Source organism: Nonomuraea sp. NPDC050680 (assembly GCF_040654555.1).
In the GTDB taxonomy this organism is placed as follows: domain Bacteria; phylum Actinomycetota; class Actinomycetes; order Streptosporangiales; family Streptosporangiaceae; genus Nonomuraea.
Map to the genome: position 1 here is coordinate 1 of NZ_JBFAIF010000036.1, position 24,854 is coordinate 24,854.

Sequence of the window (24,854 nt, forward strand, 5' to 3'; positions counted from 1 at the left end):
GTGGGACCGGTCACGGGGAGGGGCCGGTCCCACCACGCGGGCTGGTTCCGCAGGCGAGGGCCTCCCGGTGTTCGCCCTCGTGGCGGTGGTCGGCTACTTGCCCTCGTGACGATGGTCGTCGCGGTGGTCGCCGCCGCGGACGACGGTGAACTGGGCGGTGGCGGTCCGGTTGCCGACCTTGACGGTGACCGTCTTGGCGCCGAGCTTGGCCTTGGCCGGTACGGTCAGCGTCTTGGTGACCGTCCGCTGGTCGAGCGACACGCGGTAGCTCTTGCCCTCGGGACTCGTGATCGTGGCCGCCGTGCCCGCCGACGCGCCCCTGACCACGATGGTCACCCCGTAGGAGGCGCCCTGCTTGACGCGGGTCGGGTTGACCGACACGTCGAGGGAGGCCGGGCTCCGGTGCTCCTTCAGGTAGAGGGTCGAGGCTGTGGTCTCCCTCTCGTGGGCGGTGGAGACCGGGCGCTTGGGCCGGGCGTTCTCGTCCGTCGCGGTGGGCCGGCCGGTCTTGACCGGTGCGGTGGGCTTGGTGGTCGGGGTGGTCTTCACGCCCGGCGTGACCGTCGGCGTGGTCTTCACGCCCGGCGTGACCGTCGGGGCGGGCTGCGGCTGGCCGCTGTCGGCGAATGCGCCGCCCGCGAACGGCAGGGCGACGAGGGCGGCACTGGCCAGGGTCACGGTAAGGGGCTTCAGGAAGCGCACTGAGATCAACGTCCAATCCTGGATGACCCGGCCGCATCCCGATGAATTCGGCCCCCGAAGGTCATCCGCACGCCCTGAACTCTGCCGACGCCACATGAGAGATGTCTGATATGCCGCTTTGTTTTATCTATGTCGGGTTGACATAAACTTTGTGGTCGTGTGGGCGGCAGGAGCCCATCGACCTTGTCGGGTCACGGTCGGCGGTCACGACCGGGCGGGTCGCCCAAGTGCCGCGCGTTCTCAGGCGCGCCTGGCAGGGGCCGGAGGCGCTCCTCGACCTGTCGGGAGCCGGTGTCCAGGCGGTGATTATCCGTTCCAGCAGGCAAGCCGCAAGATCTCCCATTTTTCGGGAGGGAGTATGAGAGGCCACGTGCTAGCGTGGCAGCTGTTGCAGTTTTGGTACCCACGAACTTTGCGCGCCCGACGGGTTCCGCCCCGAAGGCGTGTTGTTTCACCCGGTCATTTCCGGATGGGTCATTGCGGCGACATGGGATTCGTGACCTGCGGGTCCCGGCTCTGCGCCTATCAAAGGAGATCGACATGGCGACTGGCACCGTGAAGTGGTTCAACTCTGAAAAGGGCTTCGGCTTCATCCAGCAGGACGGCGGCGGCGCCGACGTCTTCGCCCACTACTCGAACATCGCCGCCCAGGGCTTCCGCGAGCTGCAGGAAGGCCAGAAGGTGAGCTTCGACATCACCCAGGGCCAGAAGGGCCCGCAGGCCGAGAACATCGTTCCGGTCTGATCTACGACGTAACACCACGACGAGCCGGGGTCCGCACACGCGGGCCCCGGCTCGCGTGTGTCAGGCCTCGCGTGTGTCAGGCCTCGCGTGTGTCAGGCCAAGATCCCGCATGATCTCGCGTGTGTCAGGCCAAGATCCCGCGTGGTTCAGGAGCGGGTGGGTTCAGAAGCGGCGGTAGGTGATCGGGCCGTGCTGGACCGCCACCTCTCCCACCCGGACGTTCGCCCCTGGGTGCGGCGCGTGGATCATCTTGCCGTCGCCTATGTAGATTCCCACGTGATCGGGCGGGGCGCCGAAGAAGACGATGTCTCCTGCCTGCGGCGGCCCTGAGATCGGGTGTCCGCTCGCCTGGTAGCCGGCCGCCGTGGTGTCGCCGATCTTGATGCCCGCCTGGTTCAGCGAGTAGTAGATGAGCCCGCTGCAGTCGAAGGCGCTCGGGCCGTTGGCGCCCCAGACGTACGGCTTGCCGAGGTGCTGCCGCGCCGCGTTGACGATGTCGGCGCCGGTGCCGCCGCCCGGCACGTACGGCACCGCCTGGGCGACCGCACCCCCAGATCCCCCGGATCCCCCAGACCCCGAAGATCCACCGGGCCCGGAAGACGCGGCCACCGGGGCGGACGCGGAGGCGGGGCTGTAGGCGTTGCCGTTGCCGTCCGCACTCGCCAGTGTCGTCTTCTGCCACTCGGGAAGCGGCGTCGGGTCCCAGTGGACGGTGTGACCCGGCGCCGGCACGAACGTCTGGTCGCCGGGCGCCTTGATGGCGGCGAACGTCGCCTCCCGCCCGTTCCAGTGCTCGCCGATCGTCTTCACGGCCTGCTTCACGACCTTGTTGACCGAGGTGAGGTGCGTCTTCGCGTCCTCGACCGCGTCGGCGACAGGGGCCGAGAGCGCCTTGTCGAACTCCGCCTGTGTGGCGTCCGGATTGTTGGTCTTGTAGGCGCGGGCCTTGTCGAGGACATCGCCGCAGATCCCGCGTACCTTCGAGGCGGCCGTCTCCAGCGCTTGGGCGACGTCGTCGAGAGTCGTCGCGCTGTCCGTCAGGGCGTCGTGGAGCGCGCCGCCGGCCGTGGAGTAGCGGCGCATGTACTTGTCGAAGGCGTCGGCGGAGTCGCCCTGCCAGGCCGTGTTGACGCCCTTGACCGCCGTGCCGAGCCGGCCGACGTACTCGCCGGTCTTGCCGCCGGCACCGCGCCAGCGCTTGGCCACGCCGCGAACCGAGCCGGGATCGCCGCTGACGGACTTGAGGATGTTCGCGAGGCCGTCACCGCCGGGCAGGTCGCCAAGCTCCACGCTTCACTCCTTGATCACGCGCCCGAGGCCTGGTTGGCCGTGTGAACGTTGTCGCGTACTTTCTCCAGCGCCCGCTCGACGCCCTGGAGCTTGCTCTGGACATGTCCCAGCTCGCCCGCGACCCCGGTCTCGATCTTGTCGAGGAGGGCGGCCAGCGAGGAGGAGCCGGTCAGGTCACCGAAGATCGAGGAGTCGGCGCTCTTGGCCGGATACCCGCCCGCGAGGTCGGCGAACTCCTTGGACAGCCGGTTCGCCGCCGACTGGCAGTCTTCGAGCGCCTGGCGGTGAAGGTCGACCTTCGCCATCAGCGATCCTCCAGGGGTACGGGACCGACGGTGACGCACCGATCAAGTGCGCATCCACCACAGATAGCTGATCGTATCGGAAGGCCCCTAATTCACCGCTAAATGGCCCATTAGCTTCCCGACATCGGACGGCCCAGCAGGCTGGTGGCCACGGCCTCCAGGTACGGAGCGGGGACGATGAGCCGTTTCGCCGCTCCGTACGTCCTAGGAGTATGAGAATCTTGCGGATCGCGCTCACCGTGGTCTTGAGCACCACTCTGAGCGCCACCATGGCACCCGCCGCGCTGGCCCTGCCTGCCGCACCGACCGCATCGGCCGCGTCGGCGGCCAAGAAGGTGTTGGTCGAGCTGCGCGAGCAGGGCGGCTTCGCGGGCTTCGACAACCGGGTGATCGTCTACACCAACGGCTGCGTACGCCTGAGCCGTCGTACGGGCCCGACCGTGAACAAGTGCCTCACCCGCGGCGAGCAGCGCAAACTCCATCACGACCTGAAGCTCCTGCGCCTCGGCCGCTCCCAGGTCAAGCCGCAGGGAGCCGACTTCCTCAAGTACACCCTCACCTACCGAGGCCACCGCGCCAGCCGCTACACCCTGGCCGCCACCTGGACCCCGGTGGTCCAGCGGCTGGAGCGGTTTCTCGTGAAGTACTGGGCGCCGGACTGACAGATCACCACAGATCACCTGTTTCCTCGTAAGATGCGGGCATAAGCGAGGAAGGTGTAGGCGTGACCGAGCACGAGCTGTCCGCGGGGAAAGTCGACCCGACCGTTCCCAGCGTCGCCCGGATGTACGACTACTTCCTGGGCGGGAAGGACAACTTCTCCGCCGATCGCGAGGCGGCCGAGCACATCATCCGGATCAGCCTGGAGACCGGCTCCGACATCCGCGAGATCGCCCGAGCCAATCGTGGGTTCCTCATCCGCGCGGTGGAGGAAGCGGCCAAGGCGGGTGTGCGGCAGTTTCTCGACATCGGCACCGGTCTGCCTACCCAGAACAACGTGCACCAGGTCGCGCACCGCGTCATCCCGGACGCCAAGGTCGTCTACACCGACAACGACCCGATCGTCCTGGTCCATGCCCGTGCCCTGCTCGCCGACAACCCCGACACGGTGATCGTCGAAGGTGACACGCGCGACCCCAAGGGGATCCTGGACGCCGCCGCCGCGCACCTCGACTTCAATGAACCGGTCGCCGTCCTCGTCGTCGCCGTGTTCCACTTCCTCGCCGACGACGAGGAGGTGGCCCGCATCGTCCAGACCCTGCGCGAGCCACTGTCCTCCGGCAGCTACCTGGTCATCTCGCACGGGTACATCGAGGAGAACGAGGGCATCCCGGCCAAGCTCGCCGAGGCCCAGGACGTCTACCGGCAAACCAGCTCGGGGGCGATGACCTGGCGCGACCGCGACACCGTACGCGGCTACTTCGACGGCCTCGAACTGCTCGAACCGGGCGTCGTACCCGTCCAGGACTGGCGCAACGACGAGCAGTACATCCCGGCCAGCCTGGACAAGGGCGGCGTCCTGGGCGGCGTCGCGCGCGTCCCGTAATCGCACGTCAGCGCGTGTCCCGTAACCGCACGTCAGCCGCTTCCGGTAGCCATACGTCAGGACGCGGCCCGTAATCGCCGGTCAGTACGGCGGGGCGATTCTCGAGCCGGGCTCCTCGACCTCGGCCAGCGCTCGGAACAGCAGCGCCACCCCCACCGCCCCGGGATCGGCGACACCCCTGGCCCGCTCGCCCACGTAACTGGCCCGCCCGAGCCGAGCCCGCAGCTCGGCCGTGCTCCGGGCGCCGTCGGCCGCGGCCGCGGCCGCGCGGGCGAAGGCTCCGGCACCGTCCGACTCCAGCGCCGCGACAGCGGGTACGAGCGCGTCGACCAGGGTGCAGTCGCCCACCTCGGCCTCGCCCACCCGCTGGATCGCGGCCAGCCCGGCAGAGGCGCCCGCGGCCCAACTCGGCACGTCACCGTCAAGCGCCCGGCCGACGGGCTTGTCACCGTCGAGCGCCCGGCCGACCGGCACGTCACCGTCGAGCGCCCGGCCGATCTCGGTGAACAGCAGCCCGAACAGCGGCCCGCTCGTGCCCCCGACGTCGTCGAGGAACACCTGTCCCGCCACGTCGAACCCGTGTCCCGCCGTACCGGACCGGTCGAGCTCGTCGATGACGCGGCGCAACCCGGAGCGCAGGTTGTCGCCGAAGTCGCCGTCCCCGCTGAGCTGGTCGAGCCGCGTCAGCTCGGCGTGGGCGGCCTCCACGTCGGCGGCGTAGCGGCGGAGTACGGGCGACGCGGTCATCGGTTCTCCTTGACGCGGACGAAGGCAGGTGTCAGAGCCGGGGCCCGCCACCAGCGGTCCCAGGACGGGTCGAGCCGGGTGATGGTCAGCGAGAAGCCCGCCATGTCGAGGGCGGGCACGTACGTCCCCACCAGCGAGCCGCGCACGTCCAGTCCGCGTGCCGACAGCTCGCCCGCCACCTGGTCGAAGACGCCGTACAGCTCCAGCTGGGTGGTCCCGCCGAGCCCGTTGACCAGCACCACGAGGTCGTCGGAACCCGGTGGCAGACCGGCCAGCAGCTCGTCGAGCATCCGGGTGACCAGCTCGCCGACGGGCGGCCTGGTGATCGTCTTGGCCGCCCGCTCGCCATGGATGCCCACGCCGTACTCCAGCTCGTCGAGCCCCAGCTCGAACGAGGGGGCGCCGGTCTGCGGCGAGGTCTGGGCCCGCGCCGCCACCGCGAGGCTGCGCGAGGCGGCGGCGAACCGCGCGCCGAGTTCGGCCAGTTCGTCGAGGCCGAGCCCCTCGTCGGCGGCGGCGCCGAGAAGCTTCTCCACGATGACGGTCGCGCCGGTGCCCCGCCGTCCCGTCGCCGTCTCCGCGCTCTCGGTCGCCAGGTCGTCGTCGACCAGCACCCGGCGGACCTCGATGCCGTCGTGCCGCAGGCGTTCGGCGGCGATGCCGAAGTTGATCCGGTCGCCGGTGTAGTTCTTCACGATGTGGATGACCCCGCCGGGGCCGGCGGCGGCCCGGCTGGCCGCCAGCACCTGCCGGTTGTGCGGCGAGGCGAACACCTGCCCCGGCGCCACCGCGTCGAGCATCCCCCGGCCGAGGAACCCGCCGTGCAGCGGCTCGTGCCCCGAGCCGCCGCCGGACACCAGCCCGACGGTCCGGCGCGGATCGCGGTCGCGGGCCCGCAGGAAGACCGGGTCCTCGCTCAGTTCGACGAGGTCGGCGTGCACTCGCGCGAACCCGCGCAGGGCGGGCGTCACGGGATCGCCTTCGGCGAGGAACAGGCTCATTGGATCGCCTCCTTGGCGGCGGGCGCTTCACCGAGCGCCTCACGGTCGAGCTCGCCCGAGCCCAGCCGACTGGCCGCCAGGCTGGACAGAGCCGCGATCGCGATCATATAGACCACGAGCCAAGTCCAGTGGCCGCCACCGGCCGCGAGCAGCGCGGTGCCGGCCAGCGGGGCGAGCCCGCCGCCGAGCGTGGCCCCTACCTGCTGGGTGACCGACAGGCCCGTGTAGCGCACCTGAACCGGGTAGAGGTTGGCGAACAGCGCCGCCTGCGCGCCGTACATGGAGCCGTGGCCGACGGCCAGGCCGAACACCATGGCCAGGGTCATCAACGGCAGGCTGCCGGTCTGCACGAGCAGGAAGAACGGCACGGCGAGCAGCAGCTGGAACACCGCGCCGCCCACGTACACCTTGCGCCGGCCGATCCGGTCGGACAGCGCCCCGAACAGCGGCAGCGTGAGGCACTCGGCCAGGCACGCGATCAGCACGGCCATCAGCACCGGCCCGCGCGGCAGACCCAGCTCCGTGGTGACGTAGGCGATGGCGACCACGTAGTAGACGTTGAACAGCCCGCTCTCGGCCACCTTGGCGACGATCGACAGCAGCACCTTGCCCGTGTAACCGGCGAACAGCTCCTTGACCGGCAGCTCCCGCACCTCGCGCTCGGCCCGCATCTTGACGAACTCGGGGCTCTCGCTGACGCGCAGCCGGATGTAGAAGCCGACGGCGACCAGCGCGATGCTCGCCAGGAACGGCAGGCGCCAGGCCCACGACTCGTACGCGCCCGCCGGCAGGAACGCGTCCAGCGCCGTGACCAGGGCGACCGGCAGCAGCACACCGGCCGGGGTGCCGATGTGCACCAGGGAGGTGAAGAAGCCCTGGCGCCGCTTCGGGCTGTACTCCAGCGCCATCAGCACGCCACCGCCGTACTCGCCGCCCATCCCCAGCCCCTGGATCAGCCGGATGAGCACCAGCAGCAGGGGCGCGGCGATGCCGATCGACTCGTACGAGGGGATCAGGCCGATGGCGAAGGTGCCGATGCCCATCATCAGCATCGTGGTGATGAGGATGTTCTTGCGGCCCAGCCGGTCACCGAAGTGGCCGAAGATCAGGCCGCCGAGCGGGCGCGCCAGATAACCGACGAAGAACGTGGCGAACGCGGCCAGCGTGCCGACCAACGGATTCTCGGCCGGGAAGAAGACCTTGTTGAAGACCAGCGCGGCCGTCGTGGCGTAGAGCGTGAAGTCGTAGTACTCCACGGTCGTGCCGAGGGCGCTGGCCCAGACGACACGTTTGACTGGCGTCCCGCTCTGCATTGGACATCCTTTCATGTCCGGGTGATAATCTAATGTATCAGACACTAGATTTAACGCGGCCGCAATAGCCACGTCACCAGGAGGATGTCGATGAGCGACCTGGACCTGCACGGGATGATCTCCACGGTGGTGACCCCGTTCGACGAGAACGACGAAGTGGACCTCGACCTCCTGCGCCAGGAGGTCAAGTACCTGCTGGAAGCCGGAGTCACCGCGATCTGCGCGTGCGGCAGCACCGGGGAGGGCCAGACGCTCTCCCTGGAGGAGAGCCGGGACATCTGCCGAGTCGTGGTCGAGGAGGTCGCCGGGCGGGTGCCGGTGATCGCCGGAGTGATCCAGAACTCGACGGCCCAGGTGATCCGCTATTCGCTGGCGCTGAAGGAGGTCGGCGTCGACGCGTTGCAGATCACGCCGGTGCACTATGTCTTCGCGCCGTCGGCCGAGGAGACCGTGGAGTACTACCGGGAGATCGGGGCCGCGGTGGACCTGCCGATCGTGCTCTACAACGTGGTGCCGTGGGCTCTCGTACCCGTGGACGTGATCGAGCGGCTCGCGGCCGTTCCGCAACTGGTGGCCATCAAGCAGAGCGGCGGCGACATGCACCTGCTGGTCGACCTGCTGGCCCGGGTACGCGACCGGTTCACCATCCTGGCGGCGCTCGACGACCTGCACTATCCGGCGTTCGTGCTCGGCGCGCACGGCGCGCTGGCCGCCATCCCGACCGTCACGCCGCGGCTCAGCGTCGAGTTGTGGAACGCCATCCAGGACGGCGATCACGCGCTCGCCCTGAAGCTGCACGAGCGTATTCTCACGGTGTGGCGGGCGATCGACGGACCCAACCTGCCGGCCACGCTCAAGGCGGCGCTGGAGCTGCAGGGCCGCAACGGAGGACGTCCCCGGAAGCCCTTCGCGCCGGCGAGCCCCGCCGAACGCGAGCGGATCGCGGTGGCCCTCCGCGCGGCTAATCTGATCCACTAGACATCACACATCTGCAGGGAGAGATCGTGCCGGGTCAGTCCGTCAAGCTCTCGAAGGGTTCGTCCCTGGTCGTGGATTCCATCGCGGACCAGCTCTACGGGATCCTGCGCGACCGCATCACCAGCGGGGTGTACGCCCCCGGCTCCCGGTTCGATCCGAACTCGGTGGCCACGGAGTTCGGCGTCTCGCGCACCCCGGTCCGCGAGGCGCTGGCCCGCCTGGAGCACGACCAGCTCATCGAGACGCGCCCCCGGTCGGGGACGTTCGTGGCCCGGCCGGGCGTCACCGACGTCCACGAGGTGTGCCAGCTGCGCAAGGGCATCGAGTGGCTGGCGACCGGCATCGCCGCCGCCGTCATGCCGCTCCCCCGGATCGCCGAGCTCCGCGCCGAGGTCGTCGAGGCGCTGGCGTACGCGGAGAAGGGTGATTACGAGCCGTTCTTCGTCAGCGACACGCGCCTGCACACCGAGATCGTGGCGGCCACCGGCAACGAGCGGCTCATCCGGGTCCGCTCCTCGACGGAGCCGTTCGTGCAGTGGCTGCGCGTGCTGGGCGCCACCGGCCCGCACCGGATCGCCGGCTCCACCCGCCGCCACCTGGAGATCCTCGACGCCATGGCCGGCCGCGACGTCGCGGCGGCGCAGGCGGCGGCCGCGATCCACCTGGACGAGGTCGAGGAGTGGACGGTGGCCGACATGGAGTCGCACGCCATCACGACCTGACGGCTGACGGGTGGCGGGTGACGGGTAACGGTCGCGCGCCATCACGATCTGACGGCTGACGGGTGACGGGTGACGGTAGGGCCTGCACTACCTCGATACGCCAGTGAGCGGGAGCGATCTGGCAGGCGGCGACTCGTAACGTTCTTCCTATGACGACCCTCCGGCACCGCATCGCCACCGACACCCGCTACGTCCTGCTCGGTTTCCCCACCGCGGTGATGTCCTTCGTCCTGGTCCTGATCGGTGTCGCGGCCGGAGCGGGCAGTGCGGTCGCCTTCATCGGCCTGCCGATCCTGGCCGCGGCCGCCGCCATGGCGCGCAACTTCGCCGACGTCGAGCGCGTGCTGCTGCCCGACGTGCTCGGCCGCCGCGTGGCGCGTCCCCGCTACCGCCAGGCGCCCTCGGAGGCCGGCTGGTTCCGCCGCACGATGAACCCGCTGACCAGCGGGCAGGCGGTGCTGGACATGCTGCACGCCGTCGTCGCCTTCCCCCTCGCCATCGCCACCTTCGCCGTCACCGTCGTCTGGTGGGTGGGGGCGATCGCCGGGCTGACGTTCCCGCTCTACGGCTGGATCATCGCCGGCCTGCCCGAGTTCCACGGCGGGCTGCCCGAGCTGCTCGGCCTCGGCAGTGACAGCACCACCTTCGTGGTCTTCAACACCGTGGTCGGCCTCCTGTTCGCGCTGACGCTGGTGCCGGTCGTGCGCGGCGCCGCCCTGATCAAGGCCAACCTCGCCCAGGCGCTGCTGACCCGCCCCGCGTACGACGAGCACCCCGCGACCGTCCGGGCACACCGGCTCGCCGCGGCCGAGTTCTGAGGCGGTCAGCGCGGTCCCGGTGGATTGAACCTGGACCAGGTCCAGGCCGTACCTCATGAGGACAGCTCAGGACGCTCCCACGGGCATGTCGCGGAGGTATCCGTGCCGGTGAATCGCCAGCTGTTCGTGAGTGGCCTGGCCTTGGCCATGGTCGCCGCGTGCAGCGCCTCCGGGACGCCGCCCCAGGCCGGCGCCTGGTCGGTGAGCGCCGGGCCCCGGGCGACCGCCGCGCCGGCGCAGCCCACACTGACGGAGGACGGGGCCGAGTTCGTCCTCAACGGCTACCGCGAGCGGCTGCAGCAGGCCAGGAAGCGGAACGGATCCGGGCTGCAGGAAACGAGCGCCGGCCTGGCGTTGGAGCTCGACCGGGCCGTCTTCCGGCTCGCCAGGCTCCGCGGTGACCGGCTCGGCACGCTGCCCCGCCTCACCAGCACGCGTTTCGTGATCCCGAAGAACCCCGGCGGCGCCCGCTGGTTCCTGGCCGAGATCACCGAGCAGGGCAAGGACTACCGGACCCAGCTCATCCTCCAGGAGACCGCCGGCGGCTGGCGCCTGGTCGCCGGATCGAATACCCCGCTCCAGGCGCCCGCCCTCCCCATCGCGGTGGACGACCAAGGACTGGCGACCGCGGTGGCCGCCGACGACACCACCGACCTCGCCGTCGCCCCCCGCGAGATGGCCGCCGCGCACGCCCACTCCCTGGCCACCAACGGCAAGGACACGGCGGCCAAGCGCCTCCTGGCCACGGGCCCGTACACGACCCAGTCCGCCACCGCGCGGCTCGCCGACCTGCGCCTCCTGCGCGGCCAGTGGGACGTACGCGACCGCACCCAGGTGGTCCCGACGATCTACGCGCTGCGCGCCTCCGGAGGAGGGGCCGTCGTCTGGTACGGCGTACGGGAGCAGCAGAGCTTCACCGCCCGTCCCAACGCCGCGACCCTCTCCTTCACCCGGCCGGAGCCCGCCGTGCTGAGCGGCAAGAAGGAGTTCCGCAACCGGGTCATCCTCGTCCAGGCCACCTGGTTCGCCGCCGTCGTCCCCTCCTCACCGTCGAAGAGAACACGCGTCGTCGCCGACTGGACCGCCCAGATCAGCGTCACGGGCGACTGAATGTGCCGCATCAGAGAGCCGAACTGAACAGGCAGCGGCTGCCGAATTCGCCTCAAGCGACCTTCACGGAGTGGTCACCGAAGTCGGCCACCACGTCCAGGGTCCCGCCCAGCGCAACGACATAAGACCGCAAAACGTCCAGGCCACCGATCTGACCGTGCTCGATTTGGGACACGCGCGCCTGAGAGATGCCCATCCGTTCGGCGAGGAGCTTCTGGGAGACGCCCAGGCGTTTGCGCATCTCGGCGAGTTGGGCGCCGCGCAGCTCCGCCCGCAACTCCTCGCGGCCGGCCTCCCGAGCAGCGACCCGCTCGGCAGAGTCCCAGTCGGGGTCGATCTCACGGATCTTGGCCTTGGTATCGGACCACTTCACGAACTCGCTCATCGTCGTTCCTCCTTGTCCTCCTCGGCGACGCCCACGCAGCTTCGCGCGTTCGCGGCCCCCTCGCTCGTCGTGGGCCCTCAGACGACTCCTGCTCAGCGACGTTGTCAACGCTCACCTGAGGAAAGGCTCAACTGCCCGCGTGGGTGAGGGTCTCCCAGGCGACGAAGAGCTGGTTGGTGCCGGCGGGACGCTGCTGCTCGGTGAGCGTCTGGGTGTTCGTCATCGGGATGCCCTGGCGGTTGTGGAGCTGGTTGAAGCCGACCTCGGTGACCGGGCCGAGGCCCAGATTCAGGCTGCCGCCGCACAGCCAGGAGGGCACGGCCGCGCCGAGCTGGTACTTCGACTGGAAGCCGAGCGCGTACCGGAGCCGCTCGCCTACCTCCGGGTAGAGGTCCTGGCCCTGGATCCTGGTGGTCTCGGCGACGTGGGAGATGGCCGAGATCCCGTAGCCGGTGTGGGTGAAGTCGCGGCAGGTCTCCTGGGTGAGGCCGTCGACGAAGGTCGTCTGCCCCTGCCAGTACTTGACCAGCTCGTCGCGGGTGTCGTTGCCGCTGCCGGGCGCGCCCTTGGGCAGCTCCCCGTCGGTGCTGAGGTAGATGTAGGCCGGCACCCGGCCGCGGTACTTGGTGATCGCCTTGTCGTAGCTCGTCCGGTCCTCCAGGAAGACGGAGATGCCGACGGCCGCCTCCATCATGCTCAGCTCCCAGTTGCCGTTGCTGTTGGAGCCGTTGATGACCTTCGGCAGATAGACGGTGCGCAGCATGGTGGCGAAGCGGTTGACGTTCGGCCAGCTCGTGTAGGTATAGCGGATGATCTCGGCCGCCCGTGGCCAGACCGAACCGGCCCAGCCCGTCTGCAGGGGCGCGTTGCTGTTCGTGTGGTCCTTGATCACCGCGGACCAGGCGTCCATGATCTCGATGGCCTTCTGGGCGTACTTGCCGTCCCTGGTGACGTACCAGGCCAGAGCCATCGTGTACGCGGCGAGCGCGTCCTGACGCTCGTCGGTGCAGCCGTTGTTCGGGTTGGAGTAGGGACCGCACTCGACGACGGCGCGGGGCTTGGCCGCACGGGTGAGGGAGGCCAGCGAGTGGCCCATCATCTGGTCGTAGGCCGACTTCCACGGCTGCGCGCCCGCGTTGACCTTGGTACGCATGAAGTCGAGCTGGTCCCGGCCGAGCAGCACTCCGGGGTGGGTGAAGGTCGCGGGGGCGGCGGCCGCGGGCAGTGGCAGGGCCAGGGAGGCGACCAGGGCGGCGCTGGCGATGAGACGGGGGGTCATGACAGCTAATCCAACGAGCGTTACGAGACCTGGTCAACCTTCTTAGGAAAGTTTCCTAACTTTTCCGGGGAGTAGAGTGCCCGGTATGATCGACGTTCCCCTCTGGCCAGAGATTCCCCCCGGCCCCGCCACCGGTGAGTCGCCGAGCTTGACGCTGTACGCGGCGAACGGCCCGGCCACGGGCGCGGTGGTGGTGTGCCCCGGCGGTGGTTACTCCGGGCTGGCCGGGCACGAGGGCGCGGACGTGGCCCGCTGGCTGGTCACGCTCGGCATCGACGCCTACGTGCTGGCCTACCGGGTGGCCGGCGACGAGCCGGGGCGCGCGCCGCTGCATCCGGCTCCGCTGTACGACCTGCGCCAGGCGGTGCGCGTGGTCCGCGAGCGCGGGGCCGTGCGGGTCGCCGTCATGGGGTTCTCCGCCGGCGGCCACCTCGCCGCCACCTTCGCCACCGCCAAGGACGGGGATCGCGCGGATGCCCTGATACTCGGCTATCCGGTCATCGACCTCATCGGGTGGGGCACGCACTCGGGGTCGCGCCGACAGTTGCTCGGCCCTGACGGCACCGAGGAGCAGGCGACGGCCCTGTCCGCCCATCTCAACGTGACCGCCGAGACGCCACCGACGTTTCTCTGGCACACGGCGGCGGACAAAGGGGTCCCGGCTGCCAACAGCCTGCTGTTCGCCGACGCGCTCGGCCGCGCCGGCACGCCGTACGAGCTGCATGTCTTTCCCGAGGGCAGGCACGGGCTCGGGCTCGCCCAGGGCGCCGACCTGGCCGCGTCCGCCTGGCCGGACCTCTGCGCCACCTGGCTCACCGCCCAGGGCTTCGGCCCGCGCCCCTGAGCGATACGCTGATCATCCCGGAGCCGGCGATCAAGCGTAGAGGTCGTCAAGTGTGATCAGGCGCACGTCATTCCCTGGTTCGGCGCCGAGTTCCCGGGTGAATCCGGCGCCTGAATAACACGTGAGCACCGTGTCGCGGGTGTCGTACCCCTTAGCCGTGAGCAGATCGCGCGCGCGCCGGAGCCGGGCCACATGCTCGGCTCCCATGGCCCTGTCCCACTTGACCTCGCCCAGCGAGAGAATCCGTCGCGGGCGTCCGTGATCCGCGGGCGCCAGAACAGCGACATCGACCTGGATCTGCGTGCGCTTGGCGGGATCGGGTACGACTCCACTCCCCACCTCACCGGCCGCGGTATCGGCATGCAGGGCGTACTCGCGGCAGAGCACCTTGACATGGGGGCCGACGACCTGCGAGAGGAAGCGTGCCCTGCTGCCCCGCCACACCGTCGCCGCGTCCCCGCGCTCCAACCGCGCCCACTCCCTGACCATGATCGCCTGATAGAACGTGATGAGCGGTTCGGCCACCCGGTAGTAGCTGCGGTTCGGCCGGAAGAGATCGCGCTCTTTGACCAGGAGATGGCTGTCTTCCAGGACGCGGAGCGGGTGCGCGATCTCGTTGGACTTCCGCCCCACGTAGCCGGCGATTCCCCCTGACGTCGTGTTGCCGTCGGCGACGGCGGCAAGGACGGAGTGGTAGAGCGACGGGTCGCGGACCTCCGTCTCCTCCGCCAACAGGTAGCGAGCCTCCCTGAACAACGGGACCTCGGCGTTCAACACGGATCTGATCACCCAGTCGTCGAAATCCGCCTGCCCGGCCGGGACATCGCCACGGACGAACTCCTTCCGGTAGGCCGGTGTCCCACCCACCACCGCGTGGACCTGAGCCGCCAGACGCGCGTCGCTGATCCCCCAAAAACGGGCGGCCTGTCGGTAGTCGAAGGGCCTGATGACCATTTCCAGTCCTGCGCGTCCGCGTAGCGGAGCCGTACCGGACAGCAAACCGCCCATCACCGACATCGCTGAACCGCAGAGCAACACCCTGGCCGTGCTGGCGGCTCCGGAGCCGCCAGGACCCAACTCCCGCTGGATGATCGAGGGAAGCTCCGGGGATGCCTTGACAAGATACGGAAACTCATCAAAAACGACCGGCACCGCCCGATCGCGCACGACACCGAAGAGATAGGGGATGGCGTCGATCCAATCGCGGAAGGCCGGAACAGGCGCGCCGGTGAATCTGATCAGTTCGTCCGCGAAGAGGCGCAACGCCACCGCCTCCGTCACCTCGAGCGCGGGGAAGTAGATGCCGCCCATGCTGCTCGCCAGGGCCTGCAGGAGATAACTCTTCCCTTGGCGGCGGCGGCCGCTCACCACACCGAGCCGAGCTCCCGGGCTCACATCCGAAGCGAACGAGACCAGGCCCGCCCATTCTCGCTCACGGTCGAACACAGGTTGCGCCATTGACGGCGAACAGTACGGCGCGGGTCCACTCCAGGACGCGGGCGATATGGGGTCGCCGGCCCGGTATCACGAGGCGTGGGAGGCGGCGCGTGAGAGTGCGCCGGGGAAGGAGCTATGAACCGTCGTTGCCATCGCGCAGGGAATGGATCATGCTCTGCAGGATCCGGAACGCGCCTGACTGCTCGGTCTCGGTCATGCCGGCCAGCATTCTGACCTCGACGGACCGGACCGCTACGGTCGCCTTCTCGAGACTCCGTCGGCCGCGAGGCGTGAGCCGCGTGGGAAGAACCTTCCCGACAGGTGCCTCCGCAGGCCTAGTCACGTAGCCATCTCGTTCCAGAGCCTGGAGCAGCACGTTCATCGACTGCCGTGTCACAAACGCGCCCCGCGCGAGCTCGGAGTTCGACAAGCCCGGTCGTTGAGCCAGCAGTTCGAGGCAGGAGTAGTGCGTCACGCTCATCCCGAGTGGCCGCAGCACCTCCTCCATGGCTGCGCGCAGGGCGCTCGAAGCCTCTTTCAGCAGGTAGCCCAGTGATTTGTCCAGGTCAACACCGTTTTGACTCATGTCAGCATTCTGACATAGATTGACCCGTGTCAGAAACCTGACACGAAAGAAGGAGCATCATCATGCCCGCCACCGGTCCCGACTTCATCTCGCTCCAGGCGCGCGACCTCGACGCTTCGCAGGCGTTCTACGAGCAGTACCTCGGCCTCGTCCGCTCGCAGGCCGGACCTCCGCACGCCGTCGTCTTCGAGACGAAGCCGATCGCGTTCGCACTCCGCGACGTCCTTCCCGGCACCGATCTCGCATCCGTTGCTCAACCCGGCATCGGTGCCGCGATCTGGCTCCACGCCACAGACGTCCAGGCCATTCACGATGCTCTCGTCGCCGACGGCCACACCATCGTTTCCGCGCCGATTGACGGCCCCTTCGGTCGAACATTCACCTTCGCCGACCCTGACGGCTACCAGATCACTCTCCACGACCGCACCTGATAGGCCAACGCCACACACCGACCGGAGGGTGCCGGCTCGGCCGTGCATCTGGCGCATGATGTGCTTGGTCTTGGTGTTCACCCCTCGGTGCCGCCGTTGTGGAATGGCAACGTGACAGCCCCGCCGACGGCATCGCGGTCCTGCTCAAGGCCACGACTGAAGGCGTGCAGATGAGGCAGATCGGCGGCCTGGACGGTGGTGATCCACGCCTCGAGACGGTCGGCGTTGCCCTTCGCCTGGCCGGCGCAGGTCGGTGTTCGGCAAGCTGTAGCCATCCAGCCGAGCGGGATCCGGAGAGGTGCGAGCCTCAGCTCGCTTAGGGATCGCGGTTCTGTACAGAAAAATATACAGTTGATGTATGACTGTTCTGCACGATGCTACTGAGCTGAGCGTCACGGAAGCGGCCCAGCGAGGGGTTGCTCGCCTGGTGGCTGATGCGGAGCAGGGGACCGATCTGGTGGTCACCCGTCGGCATCAGCCGGTGGCGGCCGTGGTGAGCATCCGACGGCTCAACGAGTTGGAGGAGGCGGCGGCCGATCTGCGTGATTTGGCGCTCGTACTTGCCCGGTCGGTCGCGGATACGGGAGAGCGAGTCTCGCTCGATGAGGTAATCGCCGCTTTCGGGCATACTCGCGAGTCGCTGGCCGCCCTCCCGGACGACGAGTGATGTGACAGGTGTCCGACGTCGTCTTCACCGCGCCGGCGGTCGATGACCTTCGGCGCATCGGCCCAGACGCGGTGCCCAAGGTGCTCAAGAAGATCCTTCTCTTGCTGGATAACCCCGAGGCTGGTTACCCGCTAGGTGGGGAATTGACGGGCTTCCGGAAGCTTGTGGTCGGTCGCAACACCTGGCGTGTCGTCTACCGCATCACCGAGGACAAGTCGGTGGAGATCTGTGAGGTGTGGGCCGTCGGTGAGCGAGCGGACGCGGAAGTGTATGCCGAGGCGACGGCGAGGGTTCGTGAGGCGGGTGCTGACCGTCCCGAAGTCGTCCAGCTCGGCCAGGTGATCGAGCGTCTTGGCACGTTGGCCGACCACATTCGGGTGGTGGAAGCGCCTCCGAGAGAACCCGTTCCCGATTGGCTCGCGGACCGGTTGATCCACACGGTGGGGATGGCCCGCGAGGACGTTGCCGCTCTTGATCTCCAAGAGGCCGTCGACCTGTGGGCTGAGTACCGGTCGAAGCCAAGTTAGGTCGCACATCTATTGCCCGAGGCGGAGCACTGCCGATACTCCTCCGCGAAGAAGAACAGCCCGGGGGCGGCCACCTCGGTGGCGATCTCGCCGTAGCCCGCCGTTTTCAGCACCTCCTGGTACGCGTCCCGCGACGCCTCCGCCACCTTCTGCCGCTCCGGGCAGTGAGCGGGCGCGGGTCCAGTGGCCTCTAGACCGAGCCGACTGGGCTCAATCGACGTGGGAATGCTTCTGCTCTAGGTAGTCGCTGAGCTGCCGCCACTGGGTCGGATGGATGTCCAGCGTGTGCAACTCGTCCGGCTCGACCCACCGCACGTCACTCGCCTCATCGTTGGCCTCGGGCCGACCGCCGACCGGACGGGCGATCAGCATGACCTCGTACTCCTGGCGGACCTCGCCGTCGGTGTAGGCCACGATGTGACCGGGGTCGGAGTAGATCCCGAGAATGCCGACCGGCTCGACGCGAACACCGGTCTCCTCCTCGGTCTCCCGCACGGCGCACTGCGAGGGCGTCTCGCCGATCTCCATCTTGCCCATCGGCAACGCCCACTGGCCGGTATCCCGTCGGCACTGCATCAGGATGCGGCCCAAGTCGTCCACAGTGACCGTCCCGCAGGCCGGCACCAGGCTGTTCGCCTTCGGGGCGTTCGGGTCGTTCCAGTACTCAACTCGTCCCATATGGGGTGCCTTTCAGATCTCCGCGCCGGACCACGGAACGGCTCCGGCCCAGACTCGCTCGAAGGATGACATGTAGTGGTCGGCTATCGACCCGCCGCCGCTGATCGTAGGCAGGCCGGTAGAACGGCCGGTGGCGATGCCGTAAGCACCCGGAGCGCTCGGCTCGATGAGCGTCAGGTGACTTAATCTCCATTGAGGACATGCATCATCCACTCCAACGATCCCAATGAGCCTGCTCCTCATGAATCCCTGGAGCGGATCGACGAGGCGCCTGCCCCCTGTAGTGGAGTCAGATGGTGCGGATTCTGGGGCGCGAGGGGAGTCTGCGGATAACGTGGGGGCATGAGCGCGCGGCCTGTCCATGATCTTCGGTACGACCCGGAAGCGATGCTTCGGGCGCTGCCGGAGAAGTGGCGTCCGGTGTTCCTGGCCCAGTAACCCGAGGCGTGGGAGGCAGCGCGTGATCCGGGTGAATACCATCGCCTGCCCGAGGTGCTCAACCTGTGGTGGCTGAACTCGATCACCTTCTCCGATCCCACCTACGATCAGCGTGCTGAGGAGGCGGCCTGGGGCGCAGGCGAGGTCGTGGCGTTTGAGGAGGCGATTCCCGATATTCGAGGATTACTCCTCTGAGGTCGTCAGGCCTGTTGGGCAAACCACTCGGACGGGTCACCTAGCTTGACGTTGGTGCCACCGATCCCGCAGTAGCCGTTCGGAAGTTTGAACAAAATGCTGCCGGTAGCGCTTGGTTTTGCGCAGCAATAGTCGGCTATTCAGTGTCCTTAGGATGTCGAGGCGATGCGTAGATCACCCAGACAGTACGGGTGGCGTCATCGATGGCATAGCGCACACGCCCGCCGCTGGTGACCTCGAATTCCCACTGCTCCAAATTCTTGCCGTTGTGACGATGAGTCGAAAGGTCGCCTCGCAGGCGATGCTGCCGGTCGCGGCTGGAGCCTGAACGAGGATCAGCCCGCAGCGCCTCGAAGCATCGGCGCGTGTTGGCCAAGGCGTGACGGCACAGCTCTTCCCAGCCCTCAACCGCAGCGCCGGTACCAAACCGGACATCCCACTCGTCGTCCGGTGGCGGCACCGTGACCCGATCTCCGCGCTTCGGGCTCATGCAGAAACCTGCACCGGCCCGAAGTCACCACTCGTGGGCTTGCGAGCCTCGGCGTAGTGCGCGGGATCGGCCTTGATTCTCGCAGTGGCCCGCCAGCCCGCAATGACCTCCTGGGTGGTGGCATCGACATCCAACTCGGCCGCGTCGGAGAGCGCTTCAACCAGTTCCAGAGTGAAGGCACGCAGTTCGTCCGAGGACAGGTGGCGAACCCACGGGAAGACCTCCGGCATGGCTATGACCAGCGCACGCGCGGTGGGATCATGCTTGATCAAGGCAAGGAGCAGCCGGGACGCGGTAGCCAGCGTCCGTTCGCGCTCCTCCTCACGGTCCGCCGCAGTCAGGTAGAAGTCCGGAGCATCCCGATGTGTGACACGCACGCGTCCCAGGCGTGCCGCACGCTCGGCAACCGCTCGGGGATTTCTCGACAAGTCAGAAAAGGTCACTGCGTCGGCATGGCTGGTGCTCACGCCATGAGCGTATGTCAGAACACGTTCTGATGCTAGCGATCCGACCGGTCCATACGCCAGAACGCCGGTCAAGCGGCCGTCCACGGTGACCGCCACGCCCGGCCGAGGACGCGATTCGGGAGATCGACCTGGGCCATAGCCGGCCCGGCGAGTTCACGCGCAGGCGTAATGGCCTCCAAGCGGCGCTGGGCGCCGGTGATGCTGGTCCACGTGGCGGTTGCGCGCGCTCTAGTTGGCTGGCGCGCCGCGCCCGCAGGGTGCGGTTTCGCACTGCAGGCTTGATCGTTCTCGTCCTCGCGACGATCCTTGTGGGTGATGTCAGAGGGTGGTGGGTGAAGCCCTCATTGCCCACGGCGGTGCCGGTATTGTCCGGTGAGCGCCAAGAGTGCCGCGACTCTGAAGGCGCTCAGCCTGTGGGAACGGTCCTGTGTACGGGGTTGAAACTGCGGCTCGGCTCTGACAGCGGCGTGGTGACCATCGCGCAGGCCGCGACCGAGATCTTCGGTATCGACGGCGACAAGGACAGAGTCGAGTTCGCGATCAGCCGGGACGGTCACCGTGTGGTCTATCTCGATGCGCCGAGCTATCGCTTCGTTGCGATGGACCTGCCCACGAGAAAGACCCGCGCGCTTACTCCTCCGCTGAGCGGCGAGGAACTGGGGAAATGGGTGAATCTCGCCAGTTCGGCTGATGGCCGTTGGTTCACGGTCTCGTTGATGGGAAATGCCAAAACCATCTTGACCGACTTCGATACGGGTCAAGCGCGGGAGATTCCGAACGTCTGCGTGGTTCATGGGGTCACTGCGAAGCTGCTGGTGGGAAACCAGTGGTGCCGTCACGGCGAAGGCGGCATACCGAACCGAGTGGTCGTCGTACGCGAGAATGGATCGGTCAAGCCGCTCGACGACCTGCAGAACGAGCATGTGGACATTGGCCTCTCACCCGATGGCGTGACCTTTTCCGCGGGCGGCAACCTCTACGACGTCGAAACCGGCCAACGACTCGGACCTTCGCCCCTTCCGCAATCGTCGCGCGCTGTCGCGTGGCTGGACGACAGTCGGGTCCTTGCCAAAGACGGGGAGTCTTACCACGTGGTGAATATCGTCACCGGGGCCCAGGACGAGGTGGACAATGAGCGTCCTCCCGGCCTGGAGTTCGCGGAAAGGCTCAGCTCGGGCAGGCTGCCGTGGTAGAGCCGGTCGACGGTTCCTGGATGGAACCGCTGTGGCGGACCGCCCTCGCGCTCACTGAAGATCCGGACCGGGCCCAGCGCCTGACGGCCCAGGCGCTCGCGCGTCGCGGTGACTCCCGTGACGCGTACTTCACCCTCTACCGGCGTTTCCTGTCCCCCCTCCGCCGCTGGCGCCGACCTGTGGTGGCTGGGCGGCGTTCACGGCGTGAGTGGGCCGCCGCAGTTGGCCTGCGTCACGACGGGTGGTCGGCCGAGAATGTGGCTGACCTGCTCGGATGGCGGGTCGCAACGGTCGAGCGGCTCGCCGCAGATGCCTCGGCCTCGACGGTGGAGGAGGCGCGGCAAGGACTCGAAACGGGTCGGATTCGCGAGCTCGTGGAGAGCTATCGGAAAAGGCGCTTCGCCGCGGCGTGCGCCGGAGTCGGGGGTGCGCTCACAACGTTGTTCATAGCCGCGTTTCTCCTGTCGCCGGAGACGCCCCCGAGAACCGAGTACCCGCCGCCGTCCCAGCCGTACGTGAGACCCACCCTGGCCAGAGACCTCCCCACGGGACCTGGCGTGGCTGTCCGGTACGCATACCGCCTCGTTGATCGCTATAACGAGACTGGGTACCAGGATTCGTGGGCGGTCGTGACCGTGTCCGGGGAACGCAGGGTTCTGGCCAACCTGCGTGGAGACTTCCTGAAGGTCAGCCACGACGGTCTCAAGATCGCTCACTATGACAGCGAGAAGAGCGAGCTGACACTCCTGGACGTGACGAGCGGGTGGACCAAGAGGCTGCCCCTCCAAGCGGAGCGGTTCGGCGGCCTGAGGCTGGACTTCTCCCTAGACGGCCGTTACGTCGCGTTCCAGGCCGACGAAGATCCCATCGTCGTGATGGATCTCCGCCATCCCGAAAAGCTGGTCAGGCACCCGGACGAAATGATCATGAGCTGGACTTCGCGCGGTTTGATGACCATGAGCGATGACCGTGAGAACGGCTGGCTGAGGCGACCGGACGGCTCCAAGGAACGCATCGACACCTACCTCGCCGACCCTGTGTTGGTGTCGAGCGACGGCTCGATGTACGCCCACGCGTACGATCGGCAACCGAAGGTGGACGTGGGAAGTCTCGATGGCCGCGGAAGGGATCGTACCTTCACCCTCAAGGATGACAACGTGCTCGGCGTGGAGCGGTGGGTCGGGTCATCGGCGGTGATCGTGAGCATGCAGCACGGTGGTTATCGGCTGATCGACGTCAGGAGGGGCGAGGTCCGGCCCATCGAGGTCGAAGAGGCTGAATATCCGGAAGTGGTGTTCGGCAAGCTGTAGCCATCCAGCCGAGCGGGCTTGGGGGCGCTGTGCGGCAGCGGCGAAGCCTTGGGCGGTCTCCGTGCGAAGGCGATCGATCCGCTTCTTAAGGTCCGGAGCACATCACCGAGGACAAGTCGGTGGAGATCTGTGAAGTGTGGGCTGTCGGTGAGCAGGCCGACGCGGAAGTGTACGCCGAGGCGACGGCGAGGGTTCGCGAGGCGGATGCCGAGCGTCCGGAGATTGTCCAGCTCGGCCTGGTGATCGAGCGTCTTGGCACGTTGGCCGACCACATTCGGGTGGTGGAAGCGCCTCCGAGAGAACCCGTTCCCGATTGGCTCGCGGACCGGTTGATCCACACGGTGGGGATGGCCCGCGAGGACGTTGCCGCTCTTGATCTCCAAGAGGCCGTCGACCTGTGGGCTGAGTACCGGTCGAAGCCAAGTTAGGTCGCACATCTATTGCCTTGCCGGGGTGTTACGGGCCGGTCCGTGGCGGGCGGCGAACGCGGGCCGGCGCCGGCTCCGTCAGGCGAGGGACAGTCTGAGAGCACTGCGTAGGCTGATGCTGCGAAGTCAAGCCGCCCAGCCACGTAGCACGGCGGGGATCGTCGAGCGGAACGTGGTCTCGGCCGTGGCGGTGTCGAGGGCCCCGGTCAATTCGAGAGCCACCAGCCCGTGCAGGGTCACCCAGAGTGAGAGCGCGATGGAGGTCGCGTCGCCCGAGAGCGCGGAGGCCGACAGAGCGCGGTCTATCGCCTCGATGAGCGGCCTGACGGGATCGCCGACCCCCACGTCACCGGATGGGTCGAAGCTCTGCACGCCGCCGAACAACACCGTGTAGAGGTGGCGGTGCTCGCGTCCCCACCGCCGGTACGCGACCGCGAGCGCGTAGAGGTCGGCGAGGGGATCATCGGAGGCCGCCACCGCCGACAGTTCCTGGGACAGCCCGGCGACCGCTCTGCCGCGCACTTCGGCGATCAGCCCGTCCTTGCCGTCGAACAGCGAGTAGACGGCGGCGGTCGCGGTCCCGGCGGCAGCGGCCAGGGCGCGGATGGTGATCGATTCCCGTGGACGGGTCGCGAACATCTGGGTCGCGGACTCGATGAGGCGGTCCTTCACGGTGTCGTCGTTGGTTCTCGGTCTTCCCACGACGACCAGCCTAGCCGAGCTGGTAGCGTTTCCAAACGTCGTTCTGGAACAACGTTTGGAAACCATATGACTCTCCCTGTCCCCCTCCGCCTCATCGGCCGCCTGATCCTCGCCGTACTCGCCGTCGTGGGGCTGGCCGGGCTGTTCCTCGCCCTCATCGTTCTCACGGATGGCGCGCGTGCGGGGCTCGCCGCCTGGCTGACCGCCTTTGGTGCCGGAGTCATCGCCGCACTGTGGCGAGGCCGCGGCCGTACCTGGCCGGGTCCGCTGTGGCCCTTCGCGCCGGTGATCGTCGCCGCTGCCCTCACGGCGTCGGTCTGCGTCCCCACCGCCCCCACGACCCGGCAGTATCCGCCCGACCTGTCATTCGTCGCGACGAGACACTGGAGCCTGAGCACGGGCAGCCGGGTCGCCGTCTACCACTATCCCCCCGCCGCCGGCGTCCCCCGGCACCCCACGCCGCTCGTGTACCTCCACGGAGGGCCCGTCCGCGACATCTCCGTATTCGACCACCGATTCCTGCAACTCCTGGCCGGACAGGGCTACGACGTGTACGCCTACGAGCAGCCTGGCGGCGGACGGAGCGACCTGCTGCCCATGGAGCAGTACACGATCTCCAGGTCCGTACGTGACCTCGCCGCCTTCATCGATCTCCTGGACAGGGGCCCGGTCGACGTCCTCGGATTCTCCGCGGGCGCGGTCGTGCTCACCCGGGCCCTGGCCACCGCGGACGTCGCCGTCCACGTGCACCGGGCGATCATCGCCGAGCCCGGCCCCATGGACGGCCCCACCGCGCTGATCAGCGGGCAACAGGGACGACCGTCCGCCCGCGGCCTCGCTCCGGCCCCGACCGGACCCCGGGCGACGCGCGTCCCCCGGTACGCCGTCGCGCTCGGCCTCATCCAACTCGGGCTCCTCCCGCCCGACACCGGCCTGATCACGCAGGCCGAAGGCGTCAACGCCTTCAAGGCGGCCGATCTCGGCAGCGACACCGCCTCCGCCTACTGCGCGCGGGACGCCGGCCGCATCCCTGCCGAAGACACCGCGGAGAACTTCTCCTTCAGCGCCGCCGCGAGCCTCCGCATCATGCAGACGATCAAGGACTCACCCTCCATCGCCTCCGAGCTGAAACGCTCCCGCACCCCCGCGATGCTGATGATCGCCGAATGCTCCTCACAGGTACGCCAATGGGCTACCGCCATCCTCGCCGCCGATCCCGCCATCGAGCGAACCCAATACATGCCCGGTGTCGGACACCACATGTGGAACGGCCTCGACGACAACAACGAGCGCGCCATCGCCGTCATCACGGCGTTCCTCCAAGGGAAGCCGTCGCCCCTGCGGAACTACCCGACCCGCGCCGACACCTCCGCCTTCCTCCGCGACCATAGGTGAAGTCCGCAGCCAGCAACCCTAGAATGCAGAAGAGGGGCGGCCGACAAGCGGCGGCCACCTCGGTGGCAATCCCGCCGTAGCCCGCCGTCTTCAGGACCTCCTGGTACGCGTCCCGCCTCCGCCGCC

Annotated in this window: 31 protein-coding genes and 1 pseudogene; 16 read left to right on the forward strand and 16 right to left on the reverse strand. The window is 68.2% G+C overall.

Annotated elements, in window-relative coordinates:
- Nucleotides 1–93 precede the first annotated feature (93 nt).
- Nucleotides 94–711: a hypothetical protein gene (locus AB0H88_RS50210; RefSeq protein ID WP_357657009.1), complete on the reverse strand. Its 618-nt coding sequence runs from the start codon at nucleotides 709–711 to the stop codon at nucleotides 94–96.
- A gap of 531 nt (nucleotides 712–1,242) precedes the next feature.
- Between AB0H88_RS50210 and AB0H88_RS50215 the strand changes: the two genes are divergently transcribed.
- Nucleotides 1,243–1,446 carry a cold-shock protein gene (locus AB0H88_RS50215; RefSeq protein WP_214640926.1) on the forward strand — a complete coding sequence of 68 codons (204 nt, stop codon included), beginning with the start codon at nucleotides 1,243–1,245 and terminating at the stop codon, nucleotides 1,444–1,446.
- 162 nt (nucleotides 1,447–1,608) lie between these two features.
- Here the strand turns inward: AB0H88_RS50215 and AB0H88_RS50220 are convergent, their stop codons facing one another.
- Both AB0H88_RS50220 and AB0H88_RS50225 read right to left on the reverse strand, forming a co-directional pair.
- On the reverse strand, nucleotides 1,609–2,736 hold the full coding sequence (locus tag AB0H88_RS50220) for an NlpC/P60 family protein (RefSeq protein ID WP_357657011.1): 1,128 nt from the start codon (nucleotides 2,734–2,736) through the stop codon (nucleotides 1,609–1,611).
- Nucleotides 2,737–2,750: 14 nt separating this feature from the next.
- Nucleotides 2,751–3,041 (reverse strand): hypothetical protein, encoded by a 291-nt coding sequence (locus AB0H88_RS50225; RefSeq protein ID WP_357657014.1) that lies wholly within the window; start codon nucleotides 3,039–3,041, stop codon nucleotides 2,751–2,753.
- Nucleotides 3,042–3,253: 212 nt separating this feature from the next.
- Between AB0H88_RS50225 and AB0H88_RS50230 the strand changes: the two genes are divergently transcribed.
- Both AB0H88_RS50230 and AB0H88_RS50235 read left to right on the forward strand, forming a co-directional pair.
- Nucleotides 3,254–3,703: a hypothetical protein gene (locus AB0H88_RS50230; RefSeq protein ID WP_357657015.1), complete on the forward strand. Its 450-nt coding sequence runs from the start codon at nucleotides 3,254–3,256 to the stop codon at nucleotides 3,701–3,703.
- Between the two features lie 62 nt (nucleotides 3,704–3,765).
- Nucleotides 3,766–4,587 carry an SAM-dependent methyltransferase gene (locus AB0H88_RS50235; protein ID WP_357657018.1) on the forward strand — a complete coding sequence of 274 codons (822 nt, stop codon included), beginning with the start codon at nucleotides 3,766–3,768 and terminating at the stop codon, nucleotides 4,585–4,587.
- Nucleotides 4,588–4,668: 81 nt separating this feature from the next.
- Here the strand turns inward: AB0H88_RS50235 and AB0H88_RS50240 are convergent, their stop codons facing one another.
- The 3 genes from AB0H88_RS50240 to AB0H88_RS50250 are packed head-to-tail and all read right to left on the reverse strand — an operon-like array spanning nucleotide 4,669 to nucleotide 7,648.
- The gene (locus AB0H88_RS50240; protein WP_357657019.1) at nucleotides 4,669–5,334 is read right to left on the reverse strand and encodes a DAK2 domain-containing protein; all 666 of its coding nucleotides are present in this window, start codon (nucleotides 5,332–5,334) and stop codon (nucleotides 4,669–4,671) included.
- Nucleotides 5,331–6,335: a dihydroxyacetone kinase subunit DhaK gene (locus AB0H88_RS50245; RefSeq protein ID WP_357657021.1), complete on the reverse strand. Its 1,005-nt coding sequence runs from the start codon at nucleotides 6,333–6,335 to the stop codon at nucleotides 5,331–5,333. The genes AB0H88_RS50240 and AB0H88_RS50245 overlap by 4 nt, the downstream gene beginning before the upstream one ends.
- On the reverse strand, nucleotides 6,332–7,648 hold the full coding sequence (locus AB0H88_RS50250) for an MFS transporter (RefSeq protein ID WP_357657022.1): 1,317 nt from the start codon (nucleotides 7,646–7,648) through the stop codon (nucleotides 6,332–6,334). Before AB0H88_RS50250 ends, AB0H88_RS50245 begins: the two co-directional genes overlap by 4 nt.
- 90 nt (nucleotides 7,649–7,738) lie before the next feature.
- On the opposite strand from AB0H88_RS50250, the gene AB0H88_RS50255 reads away from it, so the two are divergent.
- The 4 genes from AB0H88_RS50255 to AB0H88_RS50270 all read left to right on the forward strand — a co-directional run bounded on the left by AB0H88_RS50255 (nucleotide 7,739) and on the right by AB0H88_RS50270 (nucleotide 11,276).
- Nucleotides 7,739–8,626 carry a dihydrodipicolinate synthase family protein gene (locus AB0H88_RS50255; protein ID WP_357657025.1) on the forward strand — a complete coding sequence of 296 codons (888 nt, stop codon included), beginning with the start codon at nucleotides 7,739–7,741 and terminating at the stop codon, nucleotides 8,624–8,626.
- Between the two features lie 26 nt (nucleotides 8,627–8,652).
- Complete coding sequence (locus AB0H88_RS50260; protein WP_357657026.1) at nucleotides 8,653–9,348, forward strand: GntR family transcriptional regulator; 696 nt, start codon at nucleotides 8,653–8,655, stop codon at nucleotides 9,346–9,348.
- A gap of 149 nt (nucleotides 9,349–9,497) precedes the next feature.
- Nucleotides 9,498–10,166, forward strand: coding sequence for a sensor domain-containing protein (locus tag AB0H88_RS50265; protein WP_357657029.1), 669 nt, complete (start codon nucleotides 9,498–9,500; stop codon nucleotides 10,164–10,166).
- A 102-nt stretch (nucleotides 10,167–10,268) separates the two neighbouring features.
- Nucleotides 10,269–11,276 (forward strand): hypothetical protein, encoded by a 1,008-nt coding sequence (locus tag AB0H88_RS50270; RefSeq protein WP_357657031.1) that lies wholly within the window; start codon nucleotides 10,269–10,271, stop codon nucleotides 11,274–11,276.
- Nucleotides 11,277–11,328: 52 nt separating this feature from the next.
- On the opposite strand, the gene AB0H88_RS50275 is transcribed toward AB0H88_RS50270, so the two are convergent.
- Both AB0H88_RS50275 and AB0H88_RS50280 read right to left on the reverse strand, forming a co-directional pair.
- Complete coding sequence (locus tag AB0H88_RS50275; RefSeq protein ID WP_357657033.1) at nucleotides 11,329–11,661, reverse strand: helix-turn-helix domain-containing protein; 333 nt, start codon at nucleotides 11,659–11,661, stop codon at nucleotides 11,329–11,331.
- Nucleotides 11,662–11,788: 127 nt separating this feature from the next.
- Entirely contained in the window at nucleotides 11,789–12,940 is a 1,152-nt protein-coding gene (locus AB0H88_RS50280; protein ID WP_357657036.1) for an alginate lyase family protein, read from the reverse strand.
- A gap of 85 nt (nucleotides 12,941–13,025) precedes the next feature.
- Between AB0H88_RS50280 and AB0H88_RS50285 the strand changes: the two genes are divergently transcribed.
- Entirely contained in the window at nucleotides 13,026–13,784 is a 759-nt protein-coding gene (locus tag AB0H88_RS50285; protein WP_357657037.1) for an alpha/beta hydrolase, read from the forward strand.
- A 30-nt stretch (nucleotides 13,785–13,814) separates the two neighbouring features.
- Here AB0H88_RS50285 and AB0H88_RS50290 read toward each other — a convergent pair whose 3' ends face one another.
- Both AB0H88_RS50290 and AB0H88_RS50295 read right to left on the reverse strand, forming a co-directional pair.
- Nucleotides 13,815–15,242 carry an ATP-binding protein gene (locus tag AB0H88_RS50290; protein WP_357657040.1) on the reverse strand — a complete coding sequence of 476 codons (1,428 nt, stop codon included), beginning with the start codon at nucleotides 15,240–15,242 and terminating at the stop codon, nucleotides 13,815–13,817.
- A 112-nt stretch (nucleotides 15,243–15,354) separates the two neighbouring features.
- Nucleotides 15,355–15,807: a MarR family transcriptional regulator gene (locus AB0H88_RS50295; protein WP_357657043.1), complete on the reverse strand. Its 453-nt coding sequence runs from the start codon at nucleotides 15,805–15,807 to the stop codon at nucleotides 15,355–15,357.
- A gap of 62 nt (nucleotides 15,808–15,869) precedes the next feature.
- Between AB0H88_RS50295 and AB0H88_RS50300 the strand changes: the two genes are divergently transcribed.
- Nucleotides 15,870–16,238, forward strand: coding sequence for a VOC family protein (locus AB0H88_RS50300; protein ID WP_357657045.1), 369 nt, complete (start codon nucleotides 15,870–15,872; stop codon nucleotides 16,236–16,238).
- Nucleotides 16,239–16,268: 30 nt separating this feature from the next.
- Here AB0H88_RS50300 and AB0H88_RS50305 read toward each other — a convergent pair.
- A pseudogene (locus AB0H88_RS50305) lies at nucleotides 16,269–16,465 on the reverse strand (transposase); the annotation flags it as partial.
- A gap of 131 nt (nucleotides 16,466–16,596) precedes the next feature.
- Between AB0H88_RS50305 and AB0H88_RS50310 the strand changes: the two are divergent.
- Both AB0H88_RS50310 and AB0H88_RS50315 read left to right on the forward strand, forming a co-directional pair.
- Nucleotides 16,597–16,905, forward strand: coding sequence for a type II toxin-antitoxin system prevent-host-death family antitoxin (locus AB0H88_RS50310; RefSeq protein ID WP_357657046.1), 309 nt, complete (start codon nucleotides 16,597–16,599; stop codon nucleotides 16,903–16,905).
- An 8-nt stretch (nucleotides 16,906–16,913) separates the two neighbouring features.
- On the forward strand, nucleotides 16,914–17,432 hold the full coding sequence (locus AB0H88_RS50315) for a type II toxin-antitoxin system RelE/ParE family toxin (protein ID WP_357657047.1): 519 nt from the start codon (nucleotides 16,914–16,916) through the stop codon (nucleotides 17,430–17,432).
- On the opposite strand, the gene AB0H88_RS50320 is transcribed toward AB0H88_RS50315, so the two are convergent.
- Nucleotides 17,429–17,578, reverse strand: coding sequence for a hypothetical protein (locus AB0H88_RS50320; RefSeq protein WP_357657050.1), 150 nt, complete (start codon nucleotides 17,576–17,578; stop codon nucleotides 17,429–17,431). The two genes, AB0H88_RS50315 and AB0H88_RS50320, sit on opposite strands and share 4 nt — an antisense overlap.
- Nucleotides 17,579–17,642: 64 nt before the next feature.
- A complete protein-coding gene (locus AB0H88_RS50325; RefSeq protein WP_357657052.1) occupies nucleotides 17,643–18,110 on the reverse strand; it encodes an NUDIX domain-containing protein in 468 nt (155 codons plus the stop codon).
- A gap of 492 nt (nucleotides 18,111–18,602) precedes the next feature.
- Here AB0H88_RS50325 and AB0H88_RS50330 point away from each other — a divergent pair, with 492 nt between their 5' ends.
- A complete protein-coding gene (locus AB0H88_RS50330) occupies nucleotides 18,603–18,743 on the forward strand; it encodes a hypothetical protein (RefSeq protein WP_357657054.1) in 141 nt (46 codons plus the stop codon).
- Between the two features lie 136 nt (nucleotides 18,744–18,879).
- Here AB0H88_RS50330 and AB0H88_RS50335 read toward each other — a convergent pair whose 3' ends face one another.
- Nucleotides 18,880–19,233, reverse strand: a complete 354-nt coding sequence (locus tag AB0H88_RS50335) for a hypothetical protein (protein ID WP_357657056.1) — start codon at nucleotides 19,231–19,233, stop codon at nucleotides 18,880–18,882.
- Nucleotides 19,230–19,700 carry a hypothetical protein gene (locus AB0H88_RS50340; protein ID WP_357657058.1) on the reverse strand — a complete coding sequence of 157 codons (471 nt, stop codon included), beginning with the start codon at nucleotides 19,698–19,700 and terminating at the stop codon, nucleotides 19,230–19,232. Before AB0H88_RS50340 ends, AB0H88_RS50335 begins: the two co-directional genes overlap by 4 nt.
- Before the next feature lie 278 nt (nucleotides 19,701–19,978).
- On the opposite strand from AB0H88_RS50340, the gene AB0H88_RS50345 reads away from it, so the two are divergent.
- The 3 genes from AB0H88_RS50345 (at nucleotide 19,979) to AB0H88_RS50355 (ending at nucleotide 22,631) form a co-directional block, all read left to right on the forward strand.
- A complete protein-coding gene (locus AB0H88_RS50345) occupies nucleotides 19,979–20,893 on the forward strand; it encodes a hypothetical protein (protein WP_357657061.1) in 915 nt (304 codons plus the stop codon).
- A gap of 20 nt (nucleotides 20,894–20,913) precedes the next feature.
- Nucleotides 20,914–22,203 (forward strand): hypothetical protein, encoded by a 1,290-nt coding sequence (locus AB0H88_RS50350; RefSeq protein ID WP_357657062.1) that lies wholly within the window; start codon nucleotides 20,914–20,916, stop codon nucleotides 22,201–22,203.
- A gap of 119 nt (nucleotides 22,204–22,322) precedes the next feature.
- On the forward strand, nucleotides 22,323–22,631 hold the full coding sequence (locus AB0H88_RS50355; RefSeq protein WP_357657064.1) for a hypothetical protein: 309 nt from the start codon (nucleotides 22,323–22,325) through the stop codon (nucleotides 22,629–22,631).
- A gap of 126 nt (nucleotides 22,632–22,757) precedes the next feature.
- On the opposite strand, the gene AB0H88_RS50360 is transcribed toward AB0H88_RS50355, so the two are convergent.
- On the reverse strand, nucleotides 22,758–23,333 hold the full coding sequence (locus tag AB0H88_RS50360; RefSeq protein WP_357657066.1) for a WHG domain-containing protein: 576 nt from the start codon (nucleotides 23,331–23,333) through the stop codon (nucleotides 22,758–22,760).
- A gap of 66 nt (nucleotides 23,334–23,399) precedes the next feature.
- Between AB0H88_RS50360 and AB0H88_RS50365 the strand changes: the two genes are divergently transcribed.
- The gene (locus tag AB0H88_RS50365) at nucleotides 23,400–24,728 is read left to right on the forward strand and encodes an alpha/beta fold hydrolase (protein ID WP_357657069.1); all 1,329 of its coding nucleotides are present in this window, start codon (nucleotides 23,400–23,402) and stop codon (nucleotides 24,726–24,728) included.
- The last annotated feature ends 126 nt before the right edge of the window (nucleotides 24,729–24,854 follow it).

Excerpts from the sequence above, each read along its gene's own strand:
- AB0H88_RS50280 (WP_357657036.1), bottom strand. The coding sequence starts at position 12,940 with ATGACCCCCCGTCTCATCGCCAGCGCCGCCCTGGTCGCCTCCCTGGCC.
- AB0H88_RS50350 (WP_357657062.1), top strand. The coding sequence starts at position 20,914 with ATGGAACCGCTGTGGCGGACCGCCCTCGCGCTCACTGAAGATCCGGAC.
- AB0H88_RS50290 (WP_357657040.1), bottom strand. The coding sequence starts at position 15,242 with ATGGCGCAACCTGTGTTCGACCGTGAGCGAGAATGGGCGGGCCTGGTC.
- AB0H88_RS50250 (WP_357657022.1), bottom strand. The coding sequence starts at position 7,648 with ATGCAGAGCGGGACGCCAGTCAAACGTGTCGTCTGGGCCAGCGCCCTC.
- AB0H88_RS50230 (WP_357657015.1), top strand. The coding sequence starts at position 3,254 with ATGAGAATCTTGCGGATCGCGCTCACCGTGGTCTTGAGCACCACTCTG.
- AB0H88_RS50300 (WP_357657045.1), top strand. The coding sequence starts at position 15,870 with ATGCCCGCCACCGGTCCCGACTTCATCTCGCTCCAGGCGCGCGACCTC.
- AB0H88_RS50310 (WP_357657046.1), top strand. The coding sequence starts at position 16,597 with ATGACTGTTCTGCACGATGCTACTGAGCTGAGCGTCACGGAAGCGGCC.
- AB0H88_RS50275 (WP_357657033.1), bottom strand. The coding sequence starts at position 11,661 with ATGAGCGAGTTCGTGAAGTGGTCCGATACCAAGGCCAAGATCCGTGAG.
- AB0H88_RS50335 (WP_357657056.1), bottom strand. The coding sequence starts at position 19,233 with ATGAGCCCGAAGCGCGGAGATCGGGTCACGGTGCCGCCACCGGACGAC.
- AB0H88_RS50295 (WP_357657043.1), bottom strand. The coding sequence starts at position 15,807 with ATGAGTCAAAACGGTGTTGACCTGGACAAATCACTGGGCTACCTGCTG.
- AB0H88_RS50215 (WP_214640926.1), top strand. The coding sequence starts at position 1,243 with ATGGCGACTGGCACCGTGAAGTGGTTCAACTCTGAAAAGGGCTTCGGC.
- AB0H88_RS50265 (WP_357657029.1), top strand. The coding sequence starts at position 9,498 with ATGACGACCCTCCGGCACCGCATCGCCACCGACACCCGCTACGTCCTG.
- AB0H88_RS50225 (WP_357657014.1), bottom strand. The coding sequence starts at position 3,041 with ATGGCGAAGGTCGACCTTCACCGCCAGGCGCTCGAAGACTGCCAGTCG.
- AB0H88_RS50285 (WP_357657037.1), top strand. The coding sequence starts at position 13,026 with ATGATCGACGTTCCCCTCTGGCCAGAGATTCCCCCCGGCCCCGCCACC.
- AB0H88_RS50255 (WP_357657025.1), top strand. The coding sequence starts at position 7,739 with ATGAGCGACCTGGACCTGCACGGGATGATCTCCACGGTGGTGACCCCG.
- AB0H88_RS50365 (WP_357657069.1), top strand. The coding sequence starts at position 23,400 with ATGACTCTCCCTGTCCCCCTCCGCCTCATCGGCCGCCTGATCCTCGCC.
- AB0H88_RS50245 (WP_357657021.1), bottom strand. The coding sequence starts at position 6,335 with ATGAGCCTGTTCCTCGCCGAAGGCGATCCCGTGACGCCCGCCCTGCGC.
- AB0H88_RS50240 (WP_357657019.1), bottom strand. The coding sequence starts at position 5,334 with ATGACCGCGTCGCCCGTACTCCGCCGCTACGCCGCCGACGTGGAGGCC.
- AB0H88_RS50325 (WP_357657052.1), bottom strand. The coding sequence starts at position 18,110 with ATGGGACGAGTTGAGTACTGGAACGACCCGAACGCCCCGAAGGCGAAC.